The 22,649-nt window shown below is 66.1% G+C and carries 22 protein-coding genes; 17 read left to right on the forward strand and 5 right to left on the reverse strand.

Translation table 11 applies throughout. The features are described from left to right. Nucleotides 1–130: 130 nt before the first annotated feature. The 5 genes from ACYQR9_RS09300 to dxr all read left to right on the forward strand — a co-directional run bounded on the left by ACYQR9_RS09300 (nucleotide 131) and on the right by dxr (nucleotide 4,268). On the forward strand, nucleotides 131–610 hold the full coding sequence (locus ACYQR9_RS09300) for a BLUF domain-containing protein (RefSeq protein ID WP_461229398.1): 480 nt from the start codon (nucleotides 131–133) through the stop codon (nucleotides 608–610). A 150-nt stretch (nucleotides 611–760) separates the two neighbouring features. Then, nucleotides 761–1,324, forward strand: a complete 564-nt coding sequence (gene frr / locus ACYQR9_RS09305) for a ribosome recycling factor (protein WP_056431517.1) — start codon at nucleotides 761–763, stop codon at nucleotides 1,322–1,324. Between the two features lie 49 nt (nucleotides 1,325–1,373). Further along, nucleotides 1,374–2,219 carry an isoprenyl transferase gene (locus ACYQR9_RS09310; protein WP_056431515.1) on the forward strand — a complete coding sequence of 282 codons (846 nt, stop codon included), beginning with the start codon at nucleotides 1,374–1,376 and terminating at the stop codon, nucleotides 2,217–2,219. Further along, nucleotides 2,219–3,085, forward strand: a complete 867-nt coding sequence (locus ACYQR9_RS09315) for a phosphatidate cytidylyltransferase (RefSeq protein WP_461229763.1) — start codon at nucleotides 2,219–2,221, stop codon at nucleotides 3,083–3,085. Before ACYQR9_RS09310 ends, ACYQR9_RS09315 begins: the two co-directional genes overlap by 1 nt. A 13-nt stretch (nucleotides 3,086–3,098) precedes the next feature. After that, complete coding sequence (gene dxr, locus ACYQR9_RS09320) at nucleotides 3,099–4,268, forward strand: 1-deoxy-D-xylulose-5-phosphate reductoisomerase (protein ID WP_461229399.1); 1,170 nt, start codon at nucleotides 3,099–3,101, stop codon at nucleotides 4,266–4,268. Nucleotides 4,269–4,275: 7 nt separating this feature from the next. Here dxr and ACYQR9_RS09325 read toward each other — a convergent pair whose 3' ends face one another. The 3 genes from ACYQR9_RS09325 to ACYQR9_RS09335 all read right to left on the reverse strand — a co-directional run bounded on the left by ACYQR9_RS09325 (nucleotide 4,276) and on the right by ACYQR9_RS09335 (nucleotide 6,806). After that, the gene (locus ACYQR9_RS09325; protein WP_207411508.1) at nucleotides 4,276–4,755 is read right to left on the reverse strand and encodes a DUF2269 family protein; all 480 of its coding nucleotides are present in this window, start codon (nucleotides 4,753–4,755) and stop codon (nucleotides 4,276–4,278) included. 5 nt (nucleotides 4,756–4,760) lie between these two features. Continuing rightward, the gene (locus ACYQR9_RS09330; protein ID WP_461229400.1) at nucleotides 4,761–6,059 is read right to left on the reverse strand and encodes an SDR family oxidoreductase; all 1,299 of its coding nucleotides are present in this window, start codon (nucleotides 6,057–6,059) and stop codon (nucleotides 4,761–4,763) included. Nucleotides 6,060–6,149: 90 nt separating this feature from the next. Further along, nucleotides 6,150–6,806, reverse strand: a complete 657-nt coding sequence (locus tag ACYQR9_RS09335) for a TetR/AcrR family transcriptional regulator (protein WP_461229401.1) — start codon at nucleotides 6,804–6,806, stop codon at nucleotides 6,150–6,152. Nucleotides 6,807–6,925: 119 nt separating this feature from the next. Between ACYQR9_RS09335 and ACYQR9_RS09340 the strand changes: the two genes are divergently transcribed. The 9 genes from ACYQR9_RS09340 to lpxB all read left to right on the forward strand — a co-directional run bounded on the left by ACYQR9_RS09340 (nucleotide 6,926) and on the right by lpxB (nucleotide 18,654). Then, nucleotides 6,926–8,128, forward strand: coding sequence for an HlyD family secretion protein (locus ACYQR9_RS09340; RefSeq protein WP_461229402.1), 1,203 nt, complete (start codon nucleotides 6,926–6,928; stop codon nucleotides 8,126–8,128). Nucleotides 8,129–8,137: 9 nt separating this feature from the next. Next, a complete protein-coding gene (locus ACYQR9_RS09345) occupies nucleotides 8,138–9,715 on the forward strand; it encodes a DHA2 family efflux MFS transporter permease subunit (protein ID WP_461229403.1) in 1,578 nt (525 codons plus the stop codon). 164 nt (nucleotides 9,716–9,879) lie between these two features. After that, nucleotides 9,880–11,040 carry an RIP metalloprotease RseP gene (gene rseP, locus ACYQR9_RS09350; RefSeq protein WP_056431493.1) on the forward strand — a complete coding sequence of 387 codons (1,161 nt, stop codon included), beginning with the start codon at nucleotides 9,880–9,882 and terminating at the stop codon, nucleotides 11,038–11,040. Between the two features lie 353 nt (nucleotides 11,041–11,393). Beyond that, nucleotides 11,394–14,003, forward strand: coding sequence for an outer membrane protein assembly factor BamA (gene bamA, locus ACYQR9_RS09355; RefSeq protein WP_461229404.1), 2,610 nt, complete (start codon nucleotides 11,394–11,396; stop codon nucleotides 14,001–14,003). A gap of 47 nt (nucleotides 14,004–14,050) precedes the next feature. Then, nucleotides 14,051–15,115: a UDP-3-O-(3-hydroxymyristoyl)glucosamine N-acyltransferase gene (gene lpxD / locus ACYQR9_RS09360; RefSeq protein WP_461229405.1), complete on the forward strand. Its 1,065-nt coding sequence runs from the start codon at nucleotides 14,051–14,053 to the stop codon at nucleotides 15,113–15,115. Nucleotides 15,116–15,309: 194 nt separating this feature from the next. After that, nucleotides 15,310–15,765, forward strand: coding sequence for a 3-hydroxyacyl-ACP dehydratase FabZ (gene fabZ / locus ACYQR9_RS09365; RefSeq protein WP_405030585.1), 456 nt, complete (start codon nucleotides 15,310–15,312; stop codon nucleotides 15,763–15,765). Beyond that, nucleotides 15,762–16,574, forward strand: coding sequence for an acyl-ACP--UDP-N-acetylglucosamine O-acyltransferase (gene lpxA, locus ACYQR9_RS09370; protein ID WP_405030586.1), 813 nt, complete (start codon nucleotides 15,762–15,764; stop codon nucleotides 16,572–16,574). Before fabZ ends, lpxA begins: the two co-directional genes overlap by 4 nt. Beyond that, the gene (locus ACYQR9_RS09375; protein WP_461220853.1) at nucleotides 16,571–17,455 is read left to right on the forward strand and encodes an LpxI family protein; all 885 of its coding nucleotides are present in this window, start codon (nucleotides 16,571–16,573) and stop codon (nucleotides 17,453–17,455) included. The genes lpxA and ACYQR9_RS09375 overlap by 4 nt, the downstream gene beginning before the upstream one ends. Nucleotides 17,456–17,463: 8 nt before the next feature. Beyond that, nucleotides 17,464–18,654 (forward strand): lipid-A-disaccharide synthase, encoded by a 1,191-nt coding sequence (gene lpxB, locus ACYQR9_RS09380; RefSeq protein WP_461229406.1) that lies wholly within the window; start codon nucleotides 17,464–17,466, stop codon nucleotides 18,652–18,654. Here lpxB and ACYQR9_RS09385 read toward each other — a convergent pair. Together ACYQR9_RS09385 and ACYQR9_RS09390 are read right to left on the reverse strand one after the other, a co-directional pair. Further along, nucleotides 18,632–18,898 carry a hypothetical protein gene (locus tag ACYQR9_RS09385; RefSeq protein ID WP_207411517.1) on the reverse strand — a complete coding sequence of 89 codons (267 nt, stop codon included), beginning with the start codon at nucleotides 18,896–18,898 and terminating at the stop codon, nucleotides 18,632–18,634. The genes lpxB and ACYQR9_RS09385 overlap by 23 nt on opposite strands. A gap of 172 nt (nucleotides 18,899–19,070) precedes the next feature. Beyond that, entirely contained in the window at nucleotides 19,071–19,835 is a 765-nt protein-coding gene (locus ACYQR9_RS09390; protein WP_056431479.1) for a cold-shock protein, read from the reverse strand. Between the two features lie 392 nt (nucleotides 19,836–20,227). On the opposite strand from ACYQR9_RS09390, the gene ACYQR9_RS09395 reads away from it, so the two are divergent. From ACYQR9_RS09395 to ACYQR9_RS09405, 3 genes are all read left to right on the forward strand, one after another. Continuing rightward, entirely contained in the window at nucleotides 20,228–20,698 is a 471-nt protein-coding gene (locus ACYQR9_RS09395) for a response regulator (protein WP_207411518.1), read from the forward strand. Nucleotides 20,699–20,882: 184 nt separating this feature from the next. Next, a complete protein-coding gene (locus ACYQR9_RS09400) occupies nucleotides 20,883–21,917 on the forward strand; it encodes a Ppx/GppA phosphatase family protein (protein ID WP_461225149.1) in 1,035 nt (344 codons plus the stop codon). After that, the gene (locus ACYQR9_RS09405; RefSeq protein ID WP_461229407.1) at nucleotides 21,914–22,624 is read left to right on the forward strand and encodes an RlmE family RNA methyltransferase; all 711 of its coding nucleotides are present in this window, start codon (nucleotides 21,914–21,916) and stop codon (nucleotides 22,622–22,624) included. The genes ACYQR9_RS09400 and ACYQR9_RS09405 overlap by 4 nt, the downstream gene beginning before the upstream one ends. Nucleotides 22,625–22,649 lie beyond the last annotated feature (25 nt).

Genomic DNA, 22,649 nt, shown 5'->3' on the forward strand with positions numbered 1-22,649 from the left:
GTTGATGCGCAGCGGCTTCCCAGTTGCTCGCTCGATTTCGGCATCAGGGTTTCTTGAGGATTTTCGCTCTTCCTGTGAAAGGGAACGCCTGCCGCCTGCCCGATGCGGCTGCCGAGCATAGTCGATGCCCTTGTCGCAGTTCGTTTTCTATAGCCGGAATCTCGTCAAGCTGACGGGTGGTTCGATGCGTGACATGGTCAGGGACATCCTGGCCTCCTGCAACCGCTACGATCATGCGTCGGGCATGACGGGCGCCCTCGTGTTCAACGAGGATTTCTTCCTCCAGGCCATGGAGGGCGAGACGTCGACGATCTCGGAGCAGCTCTGGGCGCTGGCGGCGGACAGCCGTCACAGCGGCATGGTTCTCGTCTCTGCCGTTCCGTTACAGCAGCGTGCGTTGCGGGGATGGATGGTCGGCTATGCAGGCCGCTCGGAGGCCCTCAACGCCCTCTATCTCCAATACGGTCCCACTGCGAAGTTCGACCCTACGGAGATGTCGGCGGGAGCCATCATCGCGCTGCTCCAGGCGTTCACGGAGCTCGATGCAAACCATTTCGTCCAGCGCTCCGGCCCGCCGGGACTAGCGGAGAGGAAGCCGGTCGCGCGATAGGCAGATCGCGAAGCCGCCTCGCATGGTCGATTTGATCCGCCGCGCGCGCGAACGCCATTTGCGACCTGTCGGATTTTGGTTCATTGAGGCCGCACGCACGGGCCCCGGCGGCCCAACGCCTTTTCTCTCATTCTCGTCGGGACACACAGTATGGCGACCCCAGAGTTCGACCTGAACGATATCAAGCGCCGGATGCAGGGCGCCGTCAGCGCGCTGTCGAAGGATCTCGGCTCTCTGCGCACCGGACGCGCGACCCCGAGCATTCTCGACCCGATCAATGTCGATGCCTATGGGTCGTCCATGCCGATGGCCCAGGTCGCCACGGTGAGCGTGCCCGAGCCGCGCCTCCTGTCGATCTCGGTCTGGGACCGCAGCATGGTCGCCGCCGTGGAGAAGGCGATTCGTGAATCCGATCTCGGCCTGAACCCTCAGACCGAGGGTCAGACCATCCGCCTGCGCGTTCCGGAGATGAACGAGCAGCGCCGCAAGGAAATGGTCAAGGTCGCTCACAAATATACCGAGGAGGCCCGCGTCGCGGTCCGCCACGTCCGCCGCGATGCGCTCGATCATCTCAAGAAGCTTGAGAAGGAAAGCGCCATCAGCGAGGACGACGAGAAGCGTCAGGCCACCGAAGTGCAGAAGGTGACCGACCAGCACATCGCCGACATCGACGGCGTTCTCGCCTCCAAGGAAAAGGAAATCATGCAGGTCTAAGTTGTGGACAGGTATGGAATCGACGGAATCAGGGACGGGGAGAAGCGCGTTGGGTCGCTCAGAGGGCGCGCGTCAGATCGAGGTATCTGCGGCCGGGGATAGGGACACCGCCAGCGTCGCGGTCGGCCTCGCCTCGCGCGATACCGAGACTTCGGGGTCAGGCCCGTCTCCCGTCACCCGTCCGGCGGCGCCGGCTCATGTGGCCATCATCATGGATGGCAACGGCCGCTGGGCTGCGCGCCGTGGTCTGCCGCGGGTGGAGGGGCATCGCCGCGGCGTCGAGGCCGTCCGGCGCGCGGTCCGCTCCGCGATCGAACTCGGCGTCTCCTACCTGACGATCTACAGCTTCTCCTCCGAGAACTGGCGCCGGCCGCCGGCCGAGATCGCCGATCTCATGGGCCTGTTGAAGCTGTTCGTGCGCCGCGACCTCGCCGAGCTCCACGGCAACAACGTGCGCGTCAAGATCATCGGCGCCCGCGAGGGCCTGAGCACCGATATCGCCGCGCTGCTCGACGAGGCCGAGTCGCGGACCCGCGGCAATACCGGCCTCACCTTGGTGATCGCCTTCAATTACGGCGGGCGCCAGGAGATCCTGCGGGCGGTCCGGACCCTGGCCCAGGCAGTGGCCGACGGGCGGATGAGCCCGGCCGAGATCGGCCTCGAGGCCATCGCCCAAGCCCTCGACACCACCGGCATCCCCGATCCCGACCTCGTCATCCGGACCTCGGGCGAGCAGCGTTTGTCGAACTTCCTCACATGGCAGACGGCCTACGCCGAATACGTGATTGTGCCGGAATTCTGGCCGGATTTCGATCACGCCTGCTTCCATGCGGCCATCGATGAGTATCATCGCCGTGATCGCCGCTTCGGTGGCCTCAGCGGCAAGGCCGGGTGATGGTCTCGCCCGGCGACGCGGCATCCGCGCCGAGGCGCGGCCCCCTCGGCGGCCGCGAATTCCAGCTTCGCACGGCGTCCGCCATCGTACTGGCGACCATCGTGCTGACCACGCTGTTCCTCGGCGGCTGGGCCTTCGCCGCCATCTGGCTCATCGCCGGCATCGTCTTCGCGGGCGAATGGATCACAATCAGTCGGATCGCGCCGCTCAGGCCTACCGTTGCGATTACGGGCCTGGGGCTGTTCGCCCTCGCCCTCTGCCTGCGCCTGGATGCTCCGGCACTGGTCTGGCTCGCGGTCGCGGTTCTGACCCTCGTCTCGCTGGTCGTGATCGTCCGGGATTCGGGCGGACGGGGCCGCGTTGTGATCGGCTTTCTCAGTGCCGCGGTGCTGGCCCTGGTTCCCCCGGCTCTGCGCGACGACCCGGCCATCGGCATCTTCGGGCCGGCCTGGATGTTCGCCGTAGTCTGGTCCACCGACATCGTCGCCTACATCACAGGCCGTACTTTCGGCGGGCCGAAGCTGATGCCTTCGGTGAGCCCCAAGAAGACGTGGTCCGGCTCACTCGGCGGTCTCGCGGCGGGCATCGCCGCCGGCACCCTGCTGGTGATGGCCGCGCGCTCGCAGGGGTGGAGCAGTCTGGCGAACGCACCCCTCGTCGCGGTCGCCATCACCAGCGCCCTCGCGTCCATCCTGAGCCAGGCCGGCGACCTCGCCGAATCGGGGCTCAAGCGGCATTACGGCGTGAAGGATTCGGGCCGTTCGATCCCGGGCCATGGCGGTGTCATGGATCGGCTCGACGGCTTCTTCGCCGTGGCCGTGCTCGCCGGCCTTTATCTCGTTGCCCACCGCTTGGCGGTGGTCTGAAGGAATCGATCCGTTGACCCATACCGTCACCATCCTCGGCGCCACCGGGTCCATCGGTCGTTCCACCACCGACCTGCTGGCCCAGCATCCCGAGCGCTTCCGGATCGGCGCCCTCGTCGGTGGCCGCGATGCCGCCGCTTTGGCAAAGCTCGCCCGTGAGATCGGCGCGGATTTCGCCGCGCTCGCCGACGAGAGCCAGGGACCCGCCCTGCGCGAGGCGCTGTCCGGCACCGGCATCGCCAACGGGGCAGGCGACAGCGCCGTCCTCGAAGCCGTGGCCCGTGACGCCGATATCGTCGTGGCGGCGGTGAGCGGTGCGGCGGGGCTGCGCCCCACCCATGCGGCCTTGCGCCTCGGCCGTACCGTCGCCCTTGCCAACAAGGAGAGCCTCGTCTGCGCCGGCGACGCCTTCATGCGCGATGCCGCGCGGTTCAAGGCGACGCTGCTGCCGGTCGATTCCGAGCACAACGCCCTGGCCCAGGCGCTTGGGGACGGTCGCGTCTCGGACGTGACCAAGATGACCATCACCGCTTCCGGCGGCCCGTTCCGCACTTGGACGAAGGAACGCATCGCCGCGGCTTCGCCCACCGAGGCGGCGGCTCATCCGACCTGGTCGATGGGAATGAAGATCAACATCGATTCGGCCTCGCTGATGAACAAGGGCCTCGAACTCATCGAGGCGCATCACCTGTTCGCCATCGAGGCTGAGCGCCTCGACGTGATCGTGCATCCGCAATCGATCGTGCATGGCCTCATCACCTGGCGCGACGGCGCCGTGACGGCGGGCCTCGCCATGCCGGACATGCGCGTCCCCATCGCCCATTGCCTCGGCCTCGGCGACCGTCTGACCATCGAGCGGGGACGCTCCCTCGATCTCGCCGCCGTCGGCAGCCTCACCTTCGAGGCGGCGGACGAGGCGCGTTTCCCCTGCCTGCGCATCGCACGCGCCGCGCTCGCGGAGGGCGGTGCCGCCCCGACGGTGATGAACGCCGCCAACGAGATCGCGGTGGCCGCCTTCATCCGCGGCGAGATCGGCTTCTACGGCATCGCCGAACTGGTGGAGCGGGCCTGCGAACATTTCGCCTCCGAGTATCGCAGCGCGCCGGCCGATGTGGACGAGGCTCTGGCCATCGACGCCCATGTCCGCGCCTGGAGCGCCAAGGCGCTCCCATCGGCCGCCTGAGGTCCACTCAGAACAGGGCGAATCGCGGTTTCGCCGTCATCAGCCAGACGATGCCGAGCATGGCGGCGAAGGCGGGAAAACCGCAGGTGAACCAGATCCGGTAGAGAGCATGGTAGCGCGGTGGGAGGGGTATCCCTGATCGGGCTGCAGCCATGGCGAGGTCGCGCAGGATCATCTGGATTCTGACCACTGGCAGCCAGAACAAGCCGATGACGACGTAGAGAATCAACGACAGGGCAATCCAGCCTTCGGCGAGGGGCCAGCCCACCGCGCGCGCCAGGAGCCAGCCCGTCACCGGTTGGATGAACGCCGCCGTCGCCGTGAAGAGCAGGTCGGCGACGACCACCGTCCCCGCCACATGGGCGATCAGATCGGGCCGCCCCGTGCGGTGCGCCATCGTCATGAAGAAGGCGATGCCGGTTCCGGTGCCGAGCAGGATCGTCGCGCCGATGACGTGCAGCCAGCGCAGGAGATCGACGTACTCCATCGGGGTCAGCGCTCGTCGGCCAGCGCGTAGGCCACGAGGGCTAGCATCGCTCCCGGCAGGGTCTTGAGATAGGCGCCCAGGGGATCGAGCCAGAGGCCGGCGGCGATGGCCGAGCCGAAGAAGAGGTAGATCCCCGTCATCGCCGCCATGCCGAGGGCGGCGAGCGGCATGGTGCGCCTGACAAGGATCGCTCCCCCCAGCGCTAGGTCGACGAGGATGCCGGCGAGCACCGTGACACGCGCGGTCGCCGCATCGATGCCGTGGGCGGTCATCGCTGCCATGGCGGCGTCGAGATGCGTCAGGGCGATCAGCCCCGAGAGCAGCCAGAACAGCGAAAGCGTGGCGAGGATGGCCGGCTTCAGTAGCCAGAGCCGGCCGAACCAACGTTCCTGCACGCCGAATGGCATCCGGCGAAGGCTGTCCGACAGCGAGGAAAGCGGAGCCCCGGTGACCTGCATCCAGGCGGTCGGGTCCCCGGTCACGCCGGCCTCGATCTGGATCAATGCCGTGGTGCGGATGGGCGTCCGCCAGCCGAGACGGCCGACAAGGTCCCCGATGCGGAACCCGAGGCGAAGGAGCGGGGAGGGCATCGGCAGCGCGAATGCGGCGGTGGGGCGTCCGAGTCGGGCGCGAAAGGCCGCGACGATCTCCGCGAGGGAGTGGCCCCGCTCCTCGACGAGGTCGTAGCTCGCGCGCGGACCAATCCGGCCCTCGACCGCGAGCAGGACCGCCTCCGCCACATCGTCCACATGGACGGTCTGGATCGGCTGCAGATCGGACATGCCGGTGAAGGCGACCGGGAGCGATGCCAACGCACGGATGAGGCCGGTCGCCCCGTACGAGATCGGCGACAGGACCAGTCCCGGTCTCAGGATCACGCAATCGAGATCGAGGGAGGCGAGGTTCGAATCAGCTTCCGCCTTGCTGCGCATGAATTCGGTGGCGGCGTTCAGAGCGGCTCCCGCCGCCGAGACCTGGACGACGCGCACGATACCCAGCTGATGGCAACGGGCAAACAGGGCGCACATGGCGGTCGCCTGAAGAGCGCGGACATCGTCGCGCGGGCCGTCCTGCAGGGCGCCCGCGCAATTCACCACGGCATCGATGCCCCGCAGCGTGTCGCTCCAATCCTCCGGCGCGACGAGCCGGGCGATGTCGTGCTCGATCCAATCTGCTTCGGGACGGTGCAGGCGCGCCGCCCGGACGTCTCGCCCGAGACCCGTTACCGCATGCCCGGCGGCGAGGCAGCGGGAGACCACGGCCGAGCCGATGAGGCCGTAGCCTCCGAGAACCAGGATTCGCATAAGGGGTGACCTGCCGTTCCGGTCGCGTCGCGGGCCGACCTTGCCCGGATCGCCTGAATCAAGCGTGACCTCTCGTCATGCGGCGGGTCGTCAATCCTCGGGTCCATAGGCCGCGAAGAACACACGGATGGCTTCGGTCACGCGGGTCCCGATTTCGGCTTCGGTCACCGGACCGCCCGCCGCGAAGAGCAGCCGCGTGAGTAAGCCCGCCTGGCACAGATGCAGGAAGTGCTTGGCCGCGAGTTCCGTATCGGCGCGGCGCAGGCGGCCCGCCGCGACATGACGGTCGAGATAGGCGGTGAGCCTCGCGACGCCCTGCGCCGGTCCCGCTTCGTAGAAGGCCTGGCCGAAGCGTGGAAACTTCTCTGTCGCGCCGATCACCATGCGGATGATCGCCACGTGGTCCGGGCGTATCATGTGGACGAGGTAGCTCTGCCCCAGGCGGGTGAGCGCGCCGCGTACATCCGGATCGTCGGCATCGAACTGGAACAGAGCCTCGGCGAGGCAGCGCTTTTCCTCCAGCGTCAGAGCCTCGAACAGAGCCTCCTTGCTGTCGAAATAGACGTAGAGCGTGCCTTTCGAGACGCCGGCCGCCTTCGCGATCTCGCCCATGCTGGCACCGTCGAAACCAGAGGCCATGAAGACCGAGCGTGCGCCGTCGAGGATCTGCCGACGTTTATCCGTCTCCGGCGCGGAGCGGGTGCTCGCCTTCTCGATCGTCGGGCGCTCTGCCTGGACTGCACTCACCGCTCACCCCAATTGACCGAACCGTTCAGTCATCATACCTAAGGGGAACTCGCGGCGTCGGTCAACCTGATGCCGATGACCGAACGGTTCGGTCAATTCATTGACCCCGGGATCAGACCATGTCTCTCCGTGACGAAGGCAGTCATCCTGCCGCCTCTGGCAGCGGTGACCTGCCGAACGACGCAGCGCCGCTAGCGACTTCGGTCGTTGCGCATTCCCCGGTGCCGGTCGCCGCCACGGTGGCAACGCCGCCGAAGCGGCGGTTGCTCCGCAAGGCCATGATGCTGACCGTGCTCACGCTCGCGCTCGCGGGCGGCGGCTACAAGGGCTACGAATGGTGGACAGTCGGGCGCTTCTTCGTCTCCACCGACGATGCCTACGTCCAGGCCGACATCTCGATCCTGGCGGCCAAGGTTCCCGGCTACCTCGCCGCCGTGCCGGTGATGAACGGGCAGGCGGTGAAGCAGGGCGACGTGATTGCCCGCCTCGACGACGGCGATTATCGCCTCGCCGCCCAAGCCGCGCATGACAAGCTCCTGACTCAGCAGGCTACCATCGCCCGCATCGGCCGGCAGGTGGAGGCCGCACAGGCGCAACTCCTCCAGAGCGCGGCGCAGATCGATGCGGCCAAGGCCGATTCCATCCGCGCCGCTGCCGATTATGCCCGGCAGCAGCAGCTGGAGAAGGTCGATTTCGTCGCCAAATCGCGGATTGAGCAGGCCCTGGCCGATCGCAACCGCACCGAGGCCACGGTGAAAGGAGCCGAGGCGAACCTCGCCATGATGAAGGCTAATGTCGAGGTTCTGCGGGCTCAGGGCCGGGAGGCGGAAGGGCTCGCGGCCGAGTTGAAGACCGCCGAGGACAGGGCCGACCGCGACCTCGCCTTTACGGTGATCCATGCGCCCTTCGACGGCGTCGTCGGCAACAAGGCGGTGGAGGCGGGCGCCTATGTTGCGCCGGGCTCGCGCATCGCGGCCTTGGTCCCCTTGGAGAGCGTGCGGGTCGACGCGAACTTCAAGGAGACGCAGGTCGAGCGGATGCATGCCGGCCAGCAGGTCCACATCGCAGTGGATGCCTATCCGGGCCGTGACATCGTCGGCGAGGTCGAATCGCTATCCCCGGCCTCGGGCTCCGTCTTCAGCCTGCTGCCGCCCGACAACGCCACCGGCAACTTCACCAAGATCGTGCAACGCCTGCCGGTGCGCATCCATGTGCCGGCGGACGTGGCGCGGGAAGGGCTCCTGCGTCCCGGCCTCTCCGTCACCGTGCGCGTCGATACCCGTGGCGAGGACGAACCCGTCCGCACGGCGTGGCGGCATTAGGGGCCGATCATGGCCGATACCGCCACCATCGCGCCCGCACCCGCCGCCGAGCCGCCCCTCGATCGCCGCCGCATGGTGGCCTTCGTCTGCATGGTGTTCGGGATGTTCATGGCTATTCTGGATATCCAGATCGTCTCGGCGTCGCTGGCCGAGATCCAGGCGGGGCTCTCGGCCTCGGGCGATGAGATCCCCTGGGTCCAGACCAGCTACCTCATCGCCGAGGTCATCGCGATTCCCCTATCGGGCTTCCTCTCCCGGGTGATCTCCACCCGCTGGATGTTCGTGGTCTCGGCGGGTGGGTTCACCCTGATGAGCCTGATGTGCGCGACCTCGACCTCGATCAACGAGATGATCCTGTGGCGCGCGCTGCAAGGCTTCATCGGCGGCGGCATGATCCCCACCGTCTTCGCCTCGGCCTTCACGATCTTCCCGCCCTCCAAGCGTCCCATCGTCTCGCCGATGATCGGCCTCGTGGCGACGCTCGCCCCTACGATCGGTCCGACGGTGGGCGGCTACCTGACGGATGCGTTCGACTGGCACTGGCTGTTTCTCATCAACGTGGTGCCGGGCATCGTCGTCACCGTCTCGACCTATCTGCTCGTGGATTTCGACGAGCCCAACCTCGACCTGTTCAAGCGCTTCGACTGGTTCGGTCTCGCCTTCATGGCCGCCTTCCTCGGCTGCCTCGAATACGTGCTGGAGGAGGGGCCGAATCACGATTGGCTTCAGGACGAGGCGGTCTTCGCCTGCGCCATCATCTGCGTCGCCGGCGGTATCGCCTTCTTCTGGCGCGCGCTCACGGCGGCTGAGCCCATCGTCGACCTGCGCGCCTTCTCCGACCGCAACTTCGCGGCGGGCTGCATCTTCAGCTTCGTTCTCGGCATCGGGCTCTATGGCCTGACCTACCTCTACCCGGTCTATCTCGGGCGGGTGCGCGGCTACTCGGCTCTGCAGATCGGCGAGACGATGTTCGTCTCCGGTTTGTGCATGTTCGCCACCGCGCCCATCGCCGGCCGCTTCTCGGGCAAGGTCGATCCGCGCATCCTCATGGGGATCGGCTTCACCGGCTTCGCCGCCGGCACCTGGATCGTCACCGGGCTGACCAAGGACTGGGACTTCTGGGAATTGCTGCTGCCCCAGGTCCTGCGCGGCTGCTCGCTGATGCTGTGCATGATCCCAATCAACAACATCGCGCTCGGCACGCTTCCGCCTGCGCGGATGAAGAACGCGTCCGGCCTCTACAACCTCACCCGCAACCTCGGCGGGGCGGTGGGCCTCGCCCTCATCAACACCGTGTTGAACGACCGATGGGATCTGCACCTCGCCCGGCTGCACGAACGCTTCACCTGGACGAACAATGCCGTGCTGGAACGGCTCGACATGACCCGCCGGCAGTTCGATGCCCTCGGCCTCGATGGAAATGCCATGGCTCTGAAGGCGATGATGAACACGGTGCGGATGCAGGGGCTGGTGATGGGCTTCACCGACGTCTTCCTGGTTCTGACCTTCCTTTTCCTCGCCATGGCCTGCGCGACCCCGCTGATCCGCCGGCCGCGCGCTGTCGCGCCAGCGGGAGGCGGGCATTGATGCGGTCGTCATCGCCCGGCCCTTAACCGTCCACCGAGGAAAGCGGGGACGGGAGAGCCGCATGCGACGATCTCACCGGCCCCGCCCGGTTTGCGTTCGCTCGTCCGCGATCCGATCTGCTATGGACGTGTGTTGGCCCCTCGCGAGGCCCTGAGGATCGACGAATGGACTTTCTAGCTTCGATGGGGGGAACCGCCTCCGGCTTCTTCGGGTCGGTGATCCCCTTCGTCATCGTGCTCAGCATCGTGGTCTTCGTCCACGAGATGGGCCATTTCCTCGTCGGTCGCTGGTGCGGCGTCGGCGTTCACGCCTTCTCCATCGGCTTCGGTCCCGAACTGTTCGGCTTCAACGACCGTCACGGCACACGCTGGAAGGTGTCGGCGATCCCGCTCGGCGGCTACGTCAAGTTCCATGGCGACGCCAATGGCGCCAGCGTGGCCGATCCCGCCGCCCTGGCGCGGATGACGCCTCAGGAGCGTGCGACGAGCTTTCCCACGCAGAGCCTGGGTAAGCGGGCGGCGATCGTGGCTGCCGGCCCCATCGCCAACTTCCTCCTCGCCATCGCGCTTTTCGCCGGGGCGATCTACTTCGTCGGCCGCTACGAGCTTCCGCCGCGCATCGATGGCGTGATGCCGGGCAGCGCCGCGGAGCGTGCCGGATTCCAGCCCGGCGACGTGGTCACGTCCATCGACGGGGCGAGTGTCACCAACTTTCTTGACATGCAGCGCACCGTTTCCGGAAGCGCCGGCGCCAGCCTCGCCGTCACCGTGGATCGCGGCGGCGAGACCAAGACCCTGACCGCCGTGCCCGACGCGGTGGAAGAGCGGACCCCGTTCGGTAAGCATCGCCTCGGCCGCCTCGGCATCAAGGGGCCGAACGGTGCCGATGCCCAGGTTCGGCATTACGGCCTGTTCCAATCCCTCGGGCTCGGCGTGTCGGAGACCTATTTCGTCGTCGACCGCACGATGAACTACCTCGGCAAGCTGGTGACGGGCCGCGAGTCCGCCGATCAGCTCTCCGGTCCGATCGGGATCGCGCGCGTCTCGGGCGAGGTCGCCAAGGTCGGTGGCGTCGGGGGGCTCATCGGCCTCGTGGCGCTTCTCTCCGTCTCGATCGGCCTGCTTAACCTTTTTCCGGTTCCCCTCCTCGATGGCGGGCACCTGTTGTTCTACGCGTTCGAGGCCGTTCGCGGCCGCCCGCTGAGCGAGAAGACCCAGGAGATCGGGTTCCGGATCGGGCTCGCACTGGTCCTGTTCCTCATGCTGTTCGCCGCCTGGAACGATATCCTGAACCTCGGTGCGTCCTGGTCCGGCCGGGGCTCCTGACCGGACGACGCCGTCTCGGCGGCCGCTCGGAGCAGGCCTCTCGCAAGGTTGTGGATTTCTCCACAACATATTGATTGCACTCGACATTCGAAAAGCCCGCCCGGTCACCGGAGCGGGCTTTTTGCTGCAAATTGACGATTGATTCACCTTATCGAGCGATGAACGGGAACCGTTAAGTGACCGGAAGGCCACGTCTCCCCAAAATCCCCCCTACAGCCCAGGTCCGAGCGTTTGCTTCGCTCGGGAAACTCGGTAGAAGCTGAGCTTGGGACCAGGTGACGGGACGGTCGGATAACGACCGCCTGTCTGCGGGTGCAAACCCGGACTGTTAATAAATAGAGACGGGCGATTACATGATGTCGATGACGGGGAAGCGCCGGCGTAAGTCGGCCGAACGGACCATCGTCCTAGTCGCTGCCGCGGCCGCAGGGCTGGTTCTGGGCGGCACGGCTCAGGCGCAGCAGATCGTCGTCCAGGGTAACAAGCGCGTCGATGCCGACACGATCCGGTCCTACGTGACCGGTACGGCCTCCGGATCTCCCGAAGAGGCCCGCCGCAACCTGCTGGCGAGCGGCATGTTCTCCGACGTCAAGGTCTCGCGCAGCGGCGCCGGGACGGTGGTGACGGTTCGCGAGAACAACCTGATCAACCGGGTCGTGTTCGAGGGGAACAAGAAGGTCGAGAAGGGGACGCTCGAAGCCGAGGTCGAGGCGAAGGCCCGCGGCGGTTTCAGCGAGGGCATCGTCCAGGCTGATCTTCAGCGCATCCGCGAAATCTACCGCCGCGCCGGCCGCGGCACCGCCAAGGTCAGCTTCCGCACCGTCGATCTGCCGAATGGCCGTATCGACCTGATCTACGTGATCGAGGAAGGCGACAAGACCGGCATCAAGGCGATCAACTTCGTCGGGAACAGCGCCTATTCCGAGAGCAAGCTGCGCGAGCTGATGAGCTCGTCGGAGATGAACTTCCTCTCGTTCATCAAGACATCCGACGTCTATGATCCTGACCGGATCACCAACGATCTCGACCTCGTGCGCCGCTACTACCTGAAGAACGGCTATGCCGATTTCCGAGTGGTGAATGCCGATGCGCGCTACGTCGAAGGCGAAGGCGATGCCGGCTGGGTCATCACCGTGACGGTGGACGAGGGTCAGCAATACACCGTCGGTGCCGTGGCCATCGATTCGCGTCTGCCGGGTGTCGACACCCAGATCCTCGACGGCGAGGTCCGCGCTGCCGTGGGCGACGTCTACAATGCCGAGGACGTGGAGAAGACCCTCTCCGGCGTGACCAACCAGGTCGCCCGTCAGGGCTTCCCCTTCGCCCAGGTTCGCCCGACCGGCCAGCGCGACCGCGCCACCCACACCGTGGCGCTCGGCTTCGTCGTCGAAGACGGCCCGCGCGTCTATGTCGAGCGCATCAACATCCGCGGCAACACTCGTACCCGCGACTATGTCATCCGCCGCGAGCTCGATATCACCGAGGGCGACGCCTATAACCGCGTCCTGACCGATCGTGCCGAGCGTCGCCTCAATGGCCTCGGCTTCTTCAAGAAGGTCCGCTTCTCCAACGAGCCGGGCTCTTCCGCCGACCGCGTGATCATCAACATCGATGTCGAGGATCAGCCCACGGGTTCGTTCTCGGTGGCAGGCGGCTACTCCACCCAGGACGGCATCATCGGCGAAGTCTCGGTCTCCGAGTCGAACTTCCTCGGTCGTGGTCAGTACGTCCGTGTCGCCGGCACCGGCGGCCAGTACTCGCGCGGCGTCGATTTCTCGTTCACCGAGCCATACTTCCTCGGCTATCGTCTCGCCGCCGGCTTCGACGCCTTCTACAAGTACAGCGATCTGACCCGCTACTCGCGCTACGAGACCACCGTTTACGGCGGTCAGATCCGCGTCGGCCTGCCGATCACGGAAGAGTTCGGCGTCACGCTGCGCTACTCGCTCTACAACACCGAGTTGACGATCCCGAACAGCACCAAGCGGCCGTATAACGACTGTTCGAACCCGATCCCGGGCTATACGAATACGAATCAGCCAGCTTTAATTCCCGGTACGAACAATCCGAATCCGTATTTTGGGACTGGCCTATCCCTTTACCCGAACTGTGCGCTCGACGGCGAAGCCTCTATAGCTCTTAAGGGTTCCGTTGGCAGTACGCTCACTTCGCTTGCCGGCGTAACCTTGGCCTATTCAACGCTGGATAACCTTGCTCAGCCACGGAACGGCCTCTACGCCGAGTTGAAGCCCGAAATCGCCGGTCTCGGTGGCGACTCGAAGTTCTTCCGCGTGGCCGGCGACATGCGCTACTATAAGGAGTTCTACGAGGACGTGGTGGGCTTTGCCCGCTTCCAGGGCGGCCATATCTCGCCGCTCACCGACGAAAAGCTGCGCATCACCGATCAGTACTTCCTCGGCCCGTCGCTCGTTCGCGGCTTCGCGCCCAACGGTATCGGTCCGCGCGACGTCGGCAGCGCCGACTCACGCTCGAACGCCGTCGGTGGCACAACCTACTTCGGCGGTACGCTCGAAGTTCAGTTCCCGATCTACGGTATTCCGCGTGATTTGGGCCTGAAGGGCGCCGTCTTCGCCGATGCCGGTACGCTGTTCGGTTATAACAGCCGCACGCAGTTTAACGTGAACGGTGACAGCGATAGCAATGGCGCTGCCATCATCAACGGCACCGCCCCCGGCGGCGCCTGTGCCTACACGGCGCTTGGCACTGGAGCGATTACGGTCGAGCCGGAATGCCTGAACGTCCGCGACAAGATGACGATCCGCTCCTCGATCGGTGCCTCCATCCTGTGGAACTCGCCGCTCGGCCCGATCCGCTTCGATTACGCCTATGCCCTGACCAAGGACGAAGGCCAGAAGATCTACAATGCCCAGGGCGACTACCTCGGTCGCGTCGGCAAGGATCAGATCCAGGCCTTCCGCTTCTCCGGCGGTTCGCGCTTCTGAGCCAAGACGCACGGGCTTCATTCTCGAAGCCCGTGCGTTGTCGCATCATGTCTGATCCCATCTTCTTCGCATCCAGCACGGCCCTCAGCCTCGGTGACATCGCCGGGGCTGCAGGCATTTCGCTCCCCGAGGGAGCGGATTCTCAGCTGATGGTCAGCGGCGCGTCTCCTCTTGAGACTGCCGGCCCGAGCGACCTCGCCTATATGGACAATGCCCGTTACGGCGATGTCCTGGCCCAGACGAAGGCGCTGGCGTGCCTCGTCTCGCCGCGCTTCGCGGCCAAGGTTCCCGCATCCACGGTGGCGCTCGTCACGCGCGATCCCTACCGGGTCTATGCCGGCCTGTTGGCGCGCTTCCACCCGGAGGCCATGCGGCCGCTTTCGCAATTCGCCACCGAGGGCGTATCACCGGGCGCCCATGTCCATCCCAAGGCGCATCTTGAAGACGGCGTGATCGTCGATCCTGGCGCCGTGATCGGTCCCGGTGCCGAAATCGGTTCGGGGACCGTCATTGGACCGAACGCCGTCATCGGTCCGAATGTCTGCATCGGCCGCGACTGTTCCATCGGTGCGGGGGCGACCCTGGCCTATGCGCTGGTCGGCAACCGCGTGATCCTCCATCCTGGTGCGCGCCTCGGCCAGGACGGGTTCGGTTTCGCCATGGGGCCGGGCGGGCACCTCAAGGTTCCCCAGACCGGCCGCGTCATCGTGCAGGACGATGTTGAGATCGGTGCCAACACCACGATCGATCGCGGCGCCGGCCGCGACACCACGATCGGGGAGGGGACCAAGATCGATAACCTCGTCCAGATCGCCCATAACGTGGTCATCGGCCGCCACTGCGTCATCGTCTCCGGAGTCGGCATTTCCGGCTCGACCACGCTGGAGGATTACGTGGTGCTCGGCGGTCAGGTCGGCGTGGTCGGGCACCTCCGGATCGGCATGGGCTCGCAGATCGCCGGTTCCTCGAACGTCAACCGCGACGTCCCGCCCGGAAGTCGTTGGGGCGGTACGCCGGCAAAGCCCGTGCGCACTTGGTTCCGTGAACTCACGGCCCTGGCCCGGCTCGCGGAGAAGTCCGGGCGCGACACGAGCGAGCCGCAGAAGGATTGAGAGAGATCCAAGACCGGTCGCATGGGATTGCCGACCGGTCTCGGATCGCCGACGTCATCCCTCCGCAAGACTTCGCGGCCGCAAGACTTGCATCGGGTGGCGTTTATGCCGAAGAGAACATTCCATTTTTCAGGGGATGAGGCGAGGCGTCAGGGGCGCCGGCGCGCCATGGGATTGTTCGATCGATGAGTGACATGCCGAAAGATCTGGGCTCGGCCGACATCCAGAAGATCCTGGAACTTCTGCCCCATCGCTATCCGTTCCTGATGATCGACCGGATCATCGAGATCGACGGGGACCGTTCCTGCATCGGCATCAAGAACGTGTCGTTCAACGAGCCGCAATTCACCGGGCATTTTCCCGGTCTGCCGGTCTTTCCGGGTGTTCTGCTGATCGAGGGCATGGCCCAGACCGCCGGCGCCATCTGCTGCCAGCACATCAAGACAGACGACATGCGGGCCAAGCAGGTCTTCTTCATGACCATCGACAAGTGCAAGTTCCGCAAGCCCGTCGTACCGGGTGACACGGTGCGGTATCATATGACGAAGATGAACCAGCGCCGGACCATGTGGTGGTTCCGGGGCGAGGCCCGCGTGGGCGACACCCTCGTGGCGGAAGCCGAGATCGGTGCCATGCTGGTGACGGAGTGAGCGACGTGGCTGAAATCCATCCGAGTTCCGTTGTCGAGGATGGAGCCACGATCGGCGAAGGTGTCCGCATCGGCCCCTTCTGTCATGTCGGACCGGATGTGGTCCTGGGTGAAGGCTGCGAACTCATCAGCCATGTCGTCGTGGCCGGGCGAACCGGCATCGGTGCCCGCACCAAGCTCTATCCCTTCGCCTCCATCGGACACCCGCCGCAGGATCTGAAATTTCGCGGCGAGGTGTCGACGCTGACCATCGGCGCCGATTGCCTGATCCGTGAAGGCGTCACCATGAATCCCGGGACCGCCGGAGGCGGGCTCGAGACGACCGTGGGCGACAAGTGTACCTTCCTCGCCAATTCCCATGTGGGCCACGATTGCCGTGTGGGCGATGGTGTCGTCTTCTCCAATAACGTCATGCTCGCGGGCCATTGCACCGTTGGTGACCACGCGATCCTCGGTGGCGGCGCCGCGGTGATTCAGTTCGCGCGGGTCGGTGCCCATGCTTTCGTCGGCGGTCTCTCCGGATTGGAGAACGATTGCATCCCCTACGGCATGGCGCTCGGCAATCGCGCGTATCTGTCTGGCCTCAACATCATCGGGCTGCAGCGCCGTGGTTTCGCGCGTGAGGACATCCATGCCCTGCGCCGGGCCTATCGCCTGCTCTTCGCCCAGGAGGGCACCTTGATGGAGCGCGTCGAGGACGTGGCGGCGGAGTTCGAGTCGCATCGTGCGGTGGCGGAGATCATCGCCTTCATCCGTGAGGGCGGTAAGCGCTCGATCTGCACCCCGCGTGAGAATTCGGGCTCGGCTTGACCGCCTCTCTCCAGCCGGTGTCCCTCCTCGATCCGCATCCGGAAGAGCGTCTGGTTCTGGTGGCGGGGGCCGGCCGGCTTCCCGAACTGGTGGCCGACTCTCTCGACAGGGCGGGGCGCTCGTTTCGGGTGCTGGCCATTCGCGGCTTCGCCGAACGTCCGATGCGCGCGCGAGCCGACGCCACGGTCGATCTCCTCGACATTGCCGGTGCGCTGGCCATCCTGGAGGCCTGGGGGCCGGCCTGCGTCATACCGGTGGGCGGAGTCTCACGCCCCAATCCGGCGGCGATCCTCAATGCCGCGGCGGCGTTGCGGAACCGCGAGGCGCTCAGAGCCATCTCGGGGGGAGGGGACGACCGGTTGCTACGGGGCGCCCTCGTCCTCCTTGAGGATAACGGCCACCGCGTCGTCGGCATCCATGACGTGGCGCCGGACCTCCTGAGCCCGGAGGGGCAACTCGGCCGGCTCGCTCCTGACCTCGCGGCTCAGGCATCCATCGCGACCGGCTGCAATATTCTCGCGGCGCTGGCCGCCCATGATGTCGGCCAGGCCATCGTCGTGGCGGCGCAACGGGCGCTCGCGGTGGAGGGACCCGAGGGAACGGACCGGATGCTCGCCCGTGCGCGCGCCCTCGGCCGCAAGCCCTTCGGATTAGGCTCAGCCCAGCCGGGCACCGTGCTGGTCAAACTCGCCAAGACGGGCCAGGATCTGCGGGTCGACCTGCCGGCCATCGGTCCGCGCACGGTCAAGGCCGCCGCCGCGGCCGGTTGTGCCGGCATCGCCATTCAGGCCGGTTACACCCTCATCATCGACAGGAACGCCACGGTGGCCGAGGCCGACCGCGCGGGACTGTTCCTCATCGGTTTGCGGATCGAGGCATGAATCGCGGCATGACGACCACGCCGTCCAAACGAATTTGGCTCGTCGCCGGCGAGGATTCCGGCGATCAGCTCGGCGCCAAGCTGATGCGGGCGCTGTCGGACCTCTCCGATGGGCCTGTGGCGTTCGGTGGGGTCGGTGGCGAGGCCATGGCGGCGCAGGGCTTCGTCTCCCTGTTTCCCCTCGATGACGTAGCGGTGATGGGCTACCTGCCCGTGGCTGCGCGCCTGCGCACCCTCCTGCGCCGCATTCGGCAGACCGTGCGCGACATCGTCGAATCGCGTCCCGACATTCTCGTCATCATCGACAGTCCCGGTTTCACCCACGCCGTGGCCTCACGGGTGCGAAAGCGCCTGCCGAGCCTTCCCATCGTCGATTACGTCTCTCCCAGCGTCTGGGCGTGGAGACCCTGGCGCGCAGCCAAGATGCGGCCTTTCATCGACCACGTCATGGCGCTCCTGCCCTTCGAGCCGGACGCGCATCGCAGGCTCGGCGGCCCGGACTGTACCTATGTCGGGCATCCGCTCATCGAGCGACTCTCCGAATTGCGCCCGAAAGCCGATGAGGCGGCGGCTCGTGAGGGGACGCCCCCGACCCTCGTGATCCTGCCCGGCTCGCGCCGTTCCGAAATCGAGCGGCTGATGCCGGTCTTCGGTGCCACCCTGGATCTGCTCGTCCAGCGCTACGGGCCGATCGATGCCGTGCTCCCGGCGGTCACGCGCCATCGTGCGATGATCGAGCGCCTGGCCCTGTCCTGGTCGCGGCCGGTGACCATCGTGCACGGGGAGGCGGCGAAATACGCGGCCTTCCGGCGATCTCGTGCCGCTCTGGCGGCTTCGGGCACGGTCACCCTCGAACTCGCTCTCGCCGGCGTGCCGATGGTGGTGGCCTATAAAGTTTCGCGGCTGGAGGAGGCGGTGGCACGGCGGCTCATCCAGGTGCCGACCATCGTGTTGCCGAATCTGATCCTCGGCGAGAATGCCATGCCCGAATTCATCCAGGCCGAATGCACCCCCGGCCGCTTGGGCGAGGCCATGCTCCCGCTTCTCAAGGGCGGAGAGGCGCGTGACGCGCAGGTGCGGTCGCTTCAGCGCATCGACGGGGCGATGCGGCTGGCGGGCGATGACGAACCGAGTCGCAAGGCAGCCAGGATCGTGTTGTCGATGGCGTGCCCGCCCGTCAGCGGATCGTCGTCGGCATAGCCGCTTTGGGTCGCCCGCTTCTCATCGCCTCGGAGGCTTGGACGGCGCTGGGCGGTAGGGCCCTCTCGTCCGCCTTGGGCGACGATGACAGGGAGGGCAGGTCGGGGCTTGTAGCGTTTCGTTCGCGTCCGAAAGCGTAGCCTGCATTCACGCCGGCATAGAAGCCAGTGAAATCCTCGGCCTTCGCCAAGCCGCTGAAAGCCAGTTGCAGGCACAAGCTCATCGTCAAGAAGACGGCACGCATCGCTGCTCTCAGCACCTGAAATGTCTCACCGGATCGACGGGCCGGATCCTGTCATCGGGTCGTTCCGACGATGCTGACGACGAAAAACGGCGACCCGAAGGCCGCCGTCATGTCTCTTCGATGATCTCGAAGGCCCCGCGAACGCGACCTTCTCGAGAGGCATCGACGTCGATCAGTAATCGGCGTTGATGCTCTGGGCCTCGCGGCCCTTCTGACCGTCGATCACGCTGAGGGTGACCTGCTGGCCTTCGGCGAGGGACTCGAGCCCAGCGCGCGACAGAGCCGAACGGTGCACGAACACGTCCTTGCCACCGTCATTCACGGAGACGAAGCCGAAGCCCTTGGCCGGATCGTACCACTTCACGGTGCCGCTCATTTCCACCGAGGGTCCGCTGGCGAAACGACCACCACCGCCGCCGGCTCCGCCACCGCCGCCGAAGCGATCGTTGCCGCCGCCGTAGCCGCCGCCACCGCCGCTGAAGCGGTCACCGCCGCCGAAACCACCGGCGCGGGGTGCAGGTGCACGACGCGGGGGCTCGGCTTCGGCCGTCGACGTGTCGACGCTGGTCACGTCCGTCACCTGCGGACCCTTCTGGCCCTGCGCGGTGTGGACGGTCAGGCGCGTGCCGGGGAGGAGGTCGGCATGGCCGGCGGCCTCGACAGCGCGGATGTGAAGGAACGCATCGCCCGAACCGTCAGCCAGTTCGACGAAACCGAAGCCTTTCTCCTTGTTGAACCACTTGACCGTCGCGTCGCGCTCCGGCCCAGAGGGAGCGGCTGCCGCACGGGCCGGACCGCGATCGAAACCGCCGCCGCCACCGCCGTACCCACCGCCAAAGCCACCGCTCGGGGGTGCCTGATCCGGCCAGCGAGGCTCGGCACCACCCTCATCGAAACCGCGCTTCTGCGGCCCCCTGAAATCACGACCACGTCCCATCGAAAGCTCGCAAAAACCGTCCGCCGACCATCTTTCATCGAATACCGGGTGCGCGCCGTCCCAGACGGGCGCTTCACCACACTATCATCACTCTCGGCAGCGGTGACCAAGAATAACGCCATAGTCCTGACTGAATCTGGGCTTCATCGCAAGATGCTTGTCGACGCTCTCGGTAAGGTTCCTCTGATTTCCTGCGGCAGATTACGCAATCAAGTCCGGGCGAAGCGCCCCGGCGCGCCGGCAGGGCAGTGCGTACAGAATCCCCAAATGTCATGCGGCTGAACGACTTCGCGTCTCGAATTTTTTTCGGTCGCGTTAGGAAAATGCAAATCGATGGCCGTTAAGATGCGCCGAGGCATCTGCGAAAACAGGTTGCCCGGAACCCCTGTCCGATGATCGCTACCCCATCATTTCCGGATCTTTCGGCCCTCGTCGTCGACGAGAGCCTCTATATCCGCCGAATCGTTCGCGACATGCTGATGCGCGTGGGGATCAAACGCGTCCTCGAAGCCCCCGATGGTGCGGAGGCGCTCGGCGTGTTGGCGGAGAGCAAGCCGGACATCACGATCATCGATTGGGATCTGGCGATTCTGTCGGGCGAGGAGTTCATCCGGCTCGCGCGCACCCCCACCACCTCGCCGTCGCCCACCGTGCCGATCATCCTGATGCTGGCTCAGCCCCGCCGCAACGTCGTGGACCGCGCCATCTCCCTCGGGGTCAACGAGATCATCGCCAAGCCTTTCTCACCGAAGACCTTGTGGTCGCGTCTGGACGAAGTCATCAATCGGCCGAGACCGTTCTCCCAGGTGAAGAGCCTGCTGCGGCCTGTCCCCAGAATATCGGCTGCCGGCAAAGGTCTCTAAGCCGATCATAGATCGAGGCTTTGCACTGACGCCCAAGGCCTGTAGGCTTCCTATCGAATGATGGCCGGCCTATCCGGTGGGGCCACGATCGAGGATTCCGGCAAGGCCGATGAGGGAAGAGAGCGCCGCCATGACGCCGGCCCGCCCCATGGCCGGCACGACTTCACCGAATGCCGCCCCCGCCATGCCGGATACGGGTCGTTCACCGGCGGCGGGATTTCGCCCCGGACGGCGTAACACCTATGCCGCCCTCGACCTGGGGACCAACAATTGCCGCCTGCTGATCGCCGAGCCTGCCTCCCACGGGTTTCGCGTGATCGACGCGTTTTCCCGGATCGTCCGCCTCGGTGAGGGGCTCGGGACGTCCGATCGTCTCAGCGATGCCGCCGTGGAGCGAACGCTGGAGGCTTTGCGGGTCTGCCGCGCCAAGATGGAATCGCGTGGCGTCGCCCGTGCCAAGATCATCGCCACCGAGGCGTGCCGGCTCGCCGTGAACGGGGCCGATTTCGTGGCGCGCGTACGGGACGAGGTGGGCCTCGACCTCGAGATCGTCGACCGGCAGACCGAGGCCTATCTTGCGGTCACCGGTTGTGCGGCCCTGGCCGATCCTTACTCCGAATCGGTCGTCATCTTCGATATCGGCGGCGGGTCCACGGAAATCGCCTGGCTCGATGGCGCGGCCACGAACCCGTCGGCGGACCCCACCTTGCGAATCCGCGCTTGGGATTCGCTTCCCGTCGGCGTCGTGACGCTGGCCGAGCGGCACGGTGCCGCCGACGTCACACGCCTGATGTTCGAGGGCATGGTGGAGGAGGTGGCCGACATGCTGTCGCGCTTCGCCATCCGCGCCGCACCCGCCGCGAATGCCCGGCATTTCCATCTTCTCGGCACCTCGGGAACGGTGACGACCCTTGCCGCCATGCATCTGCGCCTCGCGCGCTACGAGCGCCGCCGCGTCGATGGGCTGTGGATGAGCGATGGCGACGTGAGCGATGCCATCGACGATTTGCTCGACACCCGCCTGGACCAGCGGGCAGACAATCCCTGTATCGGCCGCGATCGCGCCGATCTCGTCCTTGCGGGTTGCGCCATTCTGGAAGCGATCCGCCGGGCATTCCCCTCCGAACGGCTTCGCATCGCCGACCGGGGGCTGCGCGAAGGTCTCTTGATGAACATGATGCGCGAAGACGGCGTCTGGCGCCGCGGAGGCTACCGTTGACCGACAGGCGTGGCGCGGGCGGCGGGTTGCGAGGCGATCTCAAGCAGCGGGTGAAGACGGGGCGCGGCCGCACTGCCTCTCAGAAGCGGTGGCTCGAACGGCAACTCAACGATCCCTACGTGGCGCGGGCCAAGCGCGAGGGCTACCGCTCGCGCGCGGCCTTCAAGCTCATCGAGATCGACGAGCGTTTCAAGATCCTGAAGCCGAACCAGAAGATCATCGATCTGGGCGCGGCGCCCGGAGGCTGGTCTCAGGTCGCCGCCAAGATCGTTGGGCCGAGCGGCCGTATCGTCGGCATCGATCTGCTCGAAATCGAGCCGATGGTCGGCGTCGAGTTCATCACCCTGGACTTTCTCGATCCCGACGCTCCGAAGAGGCTGATCGATCTCCTCGGCGGTCAGGCCGATATCGTCATGTCCGACATGGCGGCCAACACCACCGGCCACAAGCAGACGGACCATCTGCGCATCATCGGCCTGGCCGAGACCGCCGCGGAATTCGCCCGCGAGGTGCTGGCGCCCGGAGGCACCTATCTCGCCAAGGTCTTCCAGGGTGGGACTGAGGGTACCCTGCTCGCCGACCTGAAGCGCGACTTCACCCTGGTGCGCCACGTGAAGCCTTCGGCGAGCCGTGCCGATTCGAGCGAGCTCTACGTGCTGGCCACCGGGTTTCGCGGGTCGGCGGAAGCTGTCGAGGAAAACGCTTGATATCTGGCGGCGGCGAGTGGGCTCA

The sequence above is a fragment of the Methylobacterium sp. CM6241 genome, assembly GCF_054817845.1.

Excerpts from the sequence above, each read along its gene's own strand:
- lpxB (WP_461229406.1), top strand. The coding sequence starts at position 17,464 with ATGACGACCACGCCGTCCAAACGAATTTGGCTCGTCGCCGGCGAGGAT.
- ACYQR9_RS09395 (WP_207411518.1), top strand. The coding sequence starts at position 20,228 with ATGATCGCTACCCCATCATTTCCGGATCTTTCGGCCCTCGTCGTCGAC.
- ACYQR9_RS09345 (WP_461229403.1), top strand. The coding sequence starts at position 8,138 with ATGGCCGATACCGCCACCATCGCGCCCGCACCCGCCGCCGAGCCGCCC.
- ACYQR9_RS09385 (WP_207411517.1), bottom strand. The coding sequence starts at position 18,898 with ATGCGTGCCGTCTTCTTGACGATGAGCTTGTGCCTGCAACTGGCTTTC.
- lpxD (WP_461229405.1), top strand. The coding sequence starts at position 14,051 with ATGTCTGATCCCATCTTCTTCGCATCCAGCACGGCCCTCAGCCTCGGT.
- ACYQR9_RS09400 (WP_461225149.1), top strand. The coding sequence starts at position 20,883 with ATGCCGGATACGGGTCGTTCACCGGCGGCGGGATTTCGCCCCGGACGG.
- frr (WP_056431517.1), top strand. The coding sequence starts at position 761 with ATGGCGACCCCAGAGTTCGACCTGAACGATATCAAGCGCCGGATGCAG.
- ACYQR9_RS09325 (WP_207411508.1), bottom strand. The coding sequence starts at position 4,755 with ATGGAGTACGTCGATCTCCTGCGCTGGCTGCACGTCATCGGCGCGACG.
- ACYQR9_RS09390 (WP_056431479.1), bottom strand. The coding sequence starts at position 19,835 with ATGGGACGTGGTCGTGATTTCAGGGGGCCGCAGAAGCGCGGTTTCGAT.
- fabZ (WP_405030585.1), top strand. The coding sequence starts at position 15,310 with ATGCCGAAAGATCTGGGCTCGGCCGACATCCAGAAGATCCTGGAACTT.
- ACYQR9_RS09330 (WP_461229400.1), bottom strand. The coding sequence starts at position 6,059 with ATGCGAATCCTGGTTCTCGGAGGCTACGGCCTCATCGGCTCGGCCGTG.
- bamA (WP_461229404.1), top strand. The coding sequence starts at position 11,394 with ATGATGTCGATGACGGGGAAGCGCCGGCGTAAGTCGGCCGAACGGACC.
- rseP (WP_056431493.1), top strand. The coding sequence starts at position 9,880 with ATGGACTTTCTAGCTTCGATGGGGGGAACCGCCTCCGGCTTCTTCGGG.
- ACYQR9_RS09315 (WP_461229763.1), top strand. The coding sequence starts at position 2,219 with ATGGTCTCGCCCGGCGACGCGGCATCCGCGCCGAGGCGCGGCCCCCTC.
- ACYQR9_RS09340 (WP_461229402.1), top strand. The coding sequence starts at position 6,926 with ATGTCTCTCCGTGACGAAGGCAGTCATCCTGCCGCCTCTGGCAGCGGT.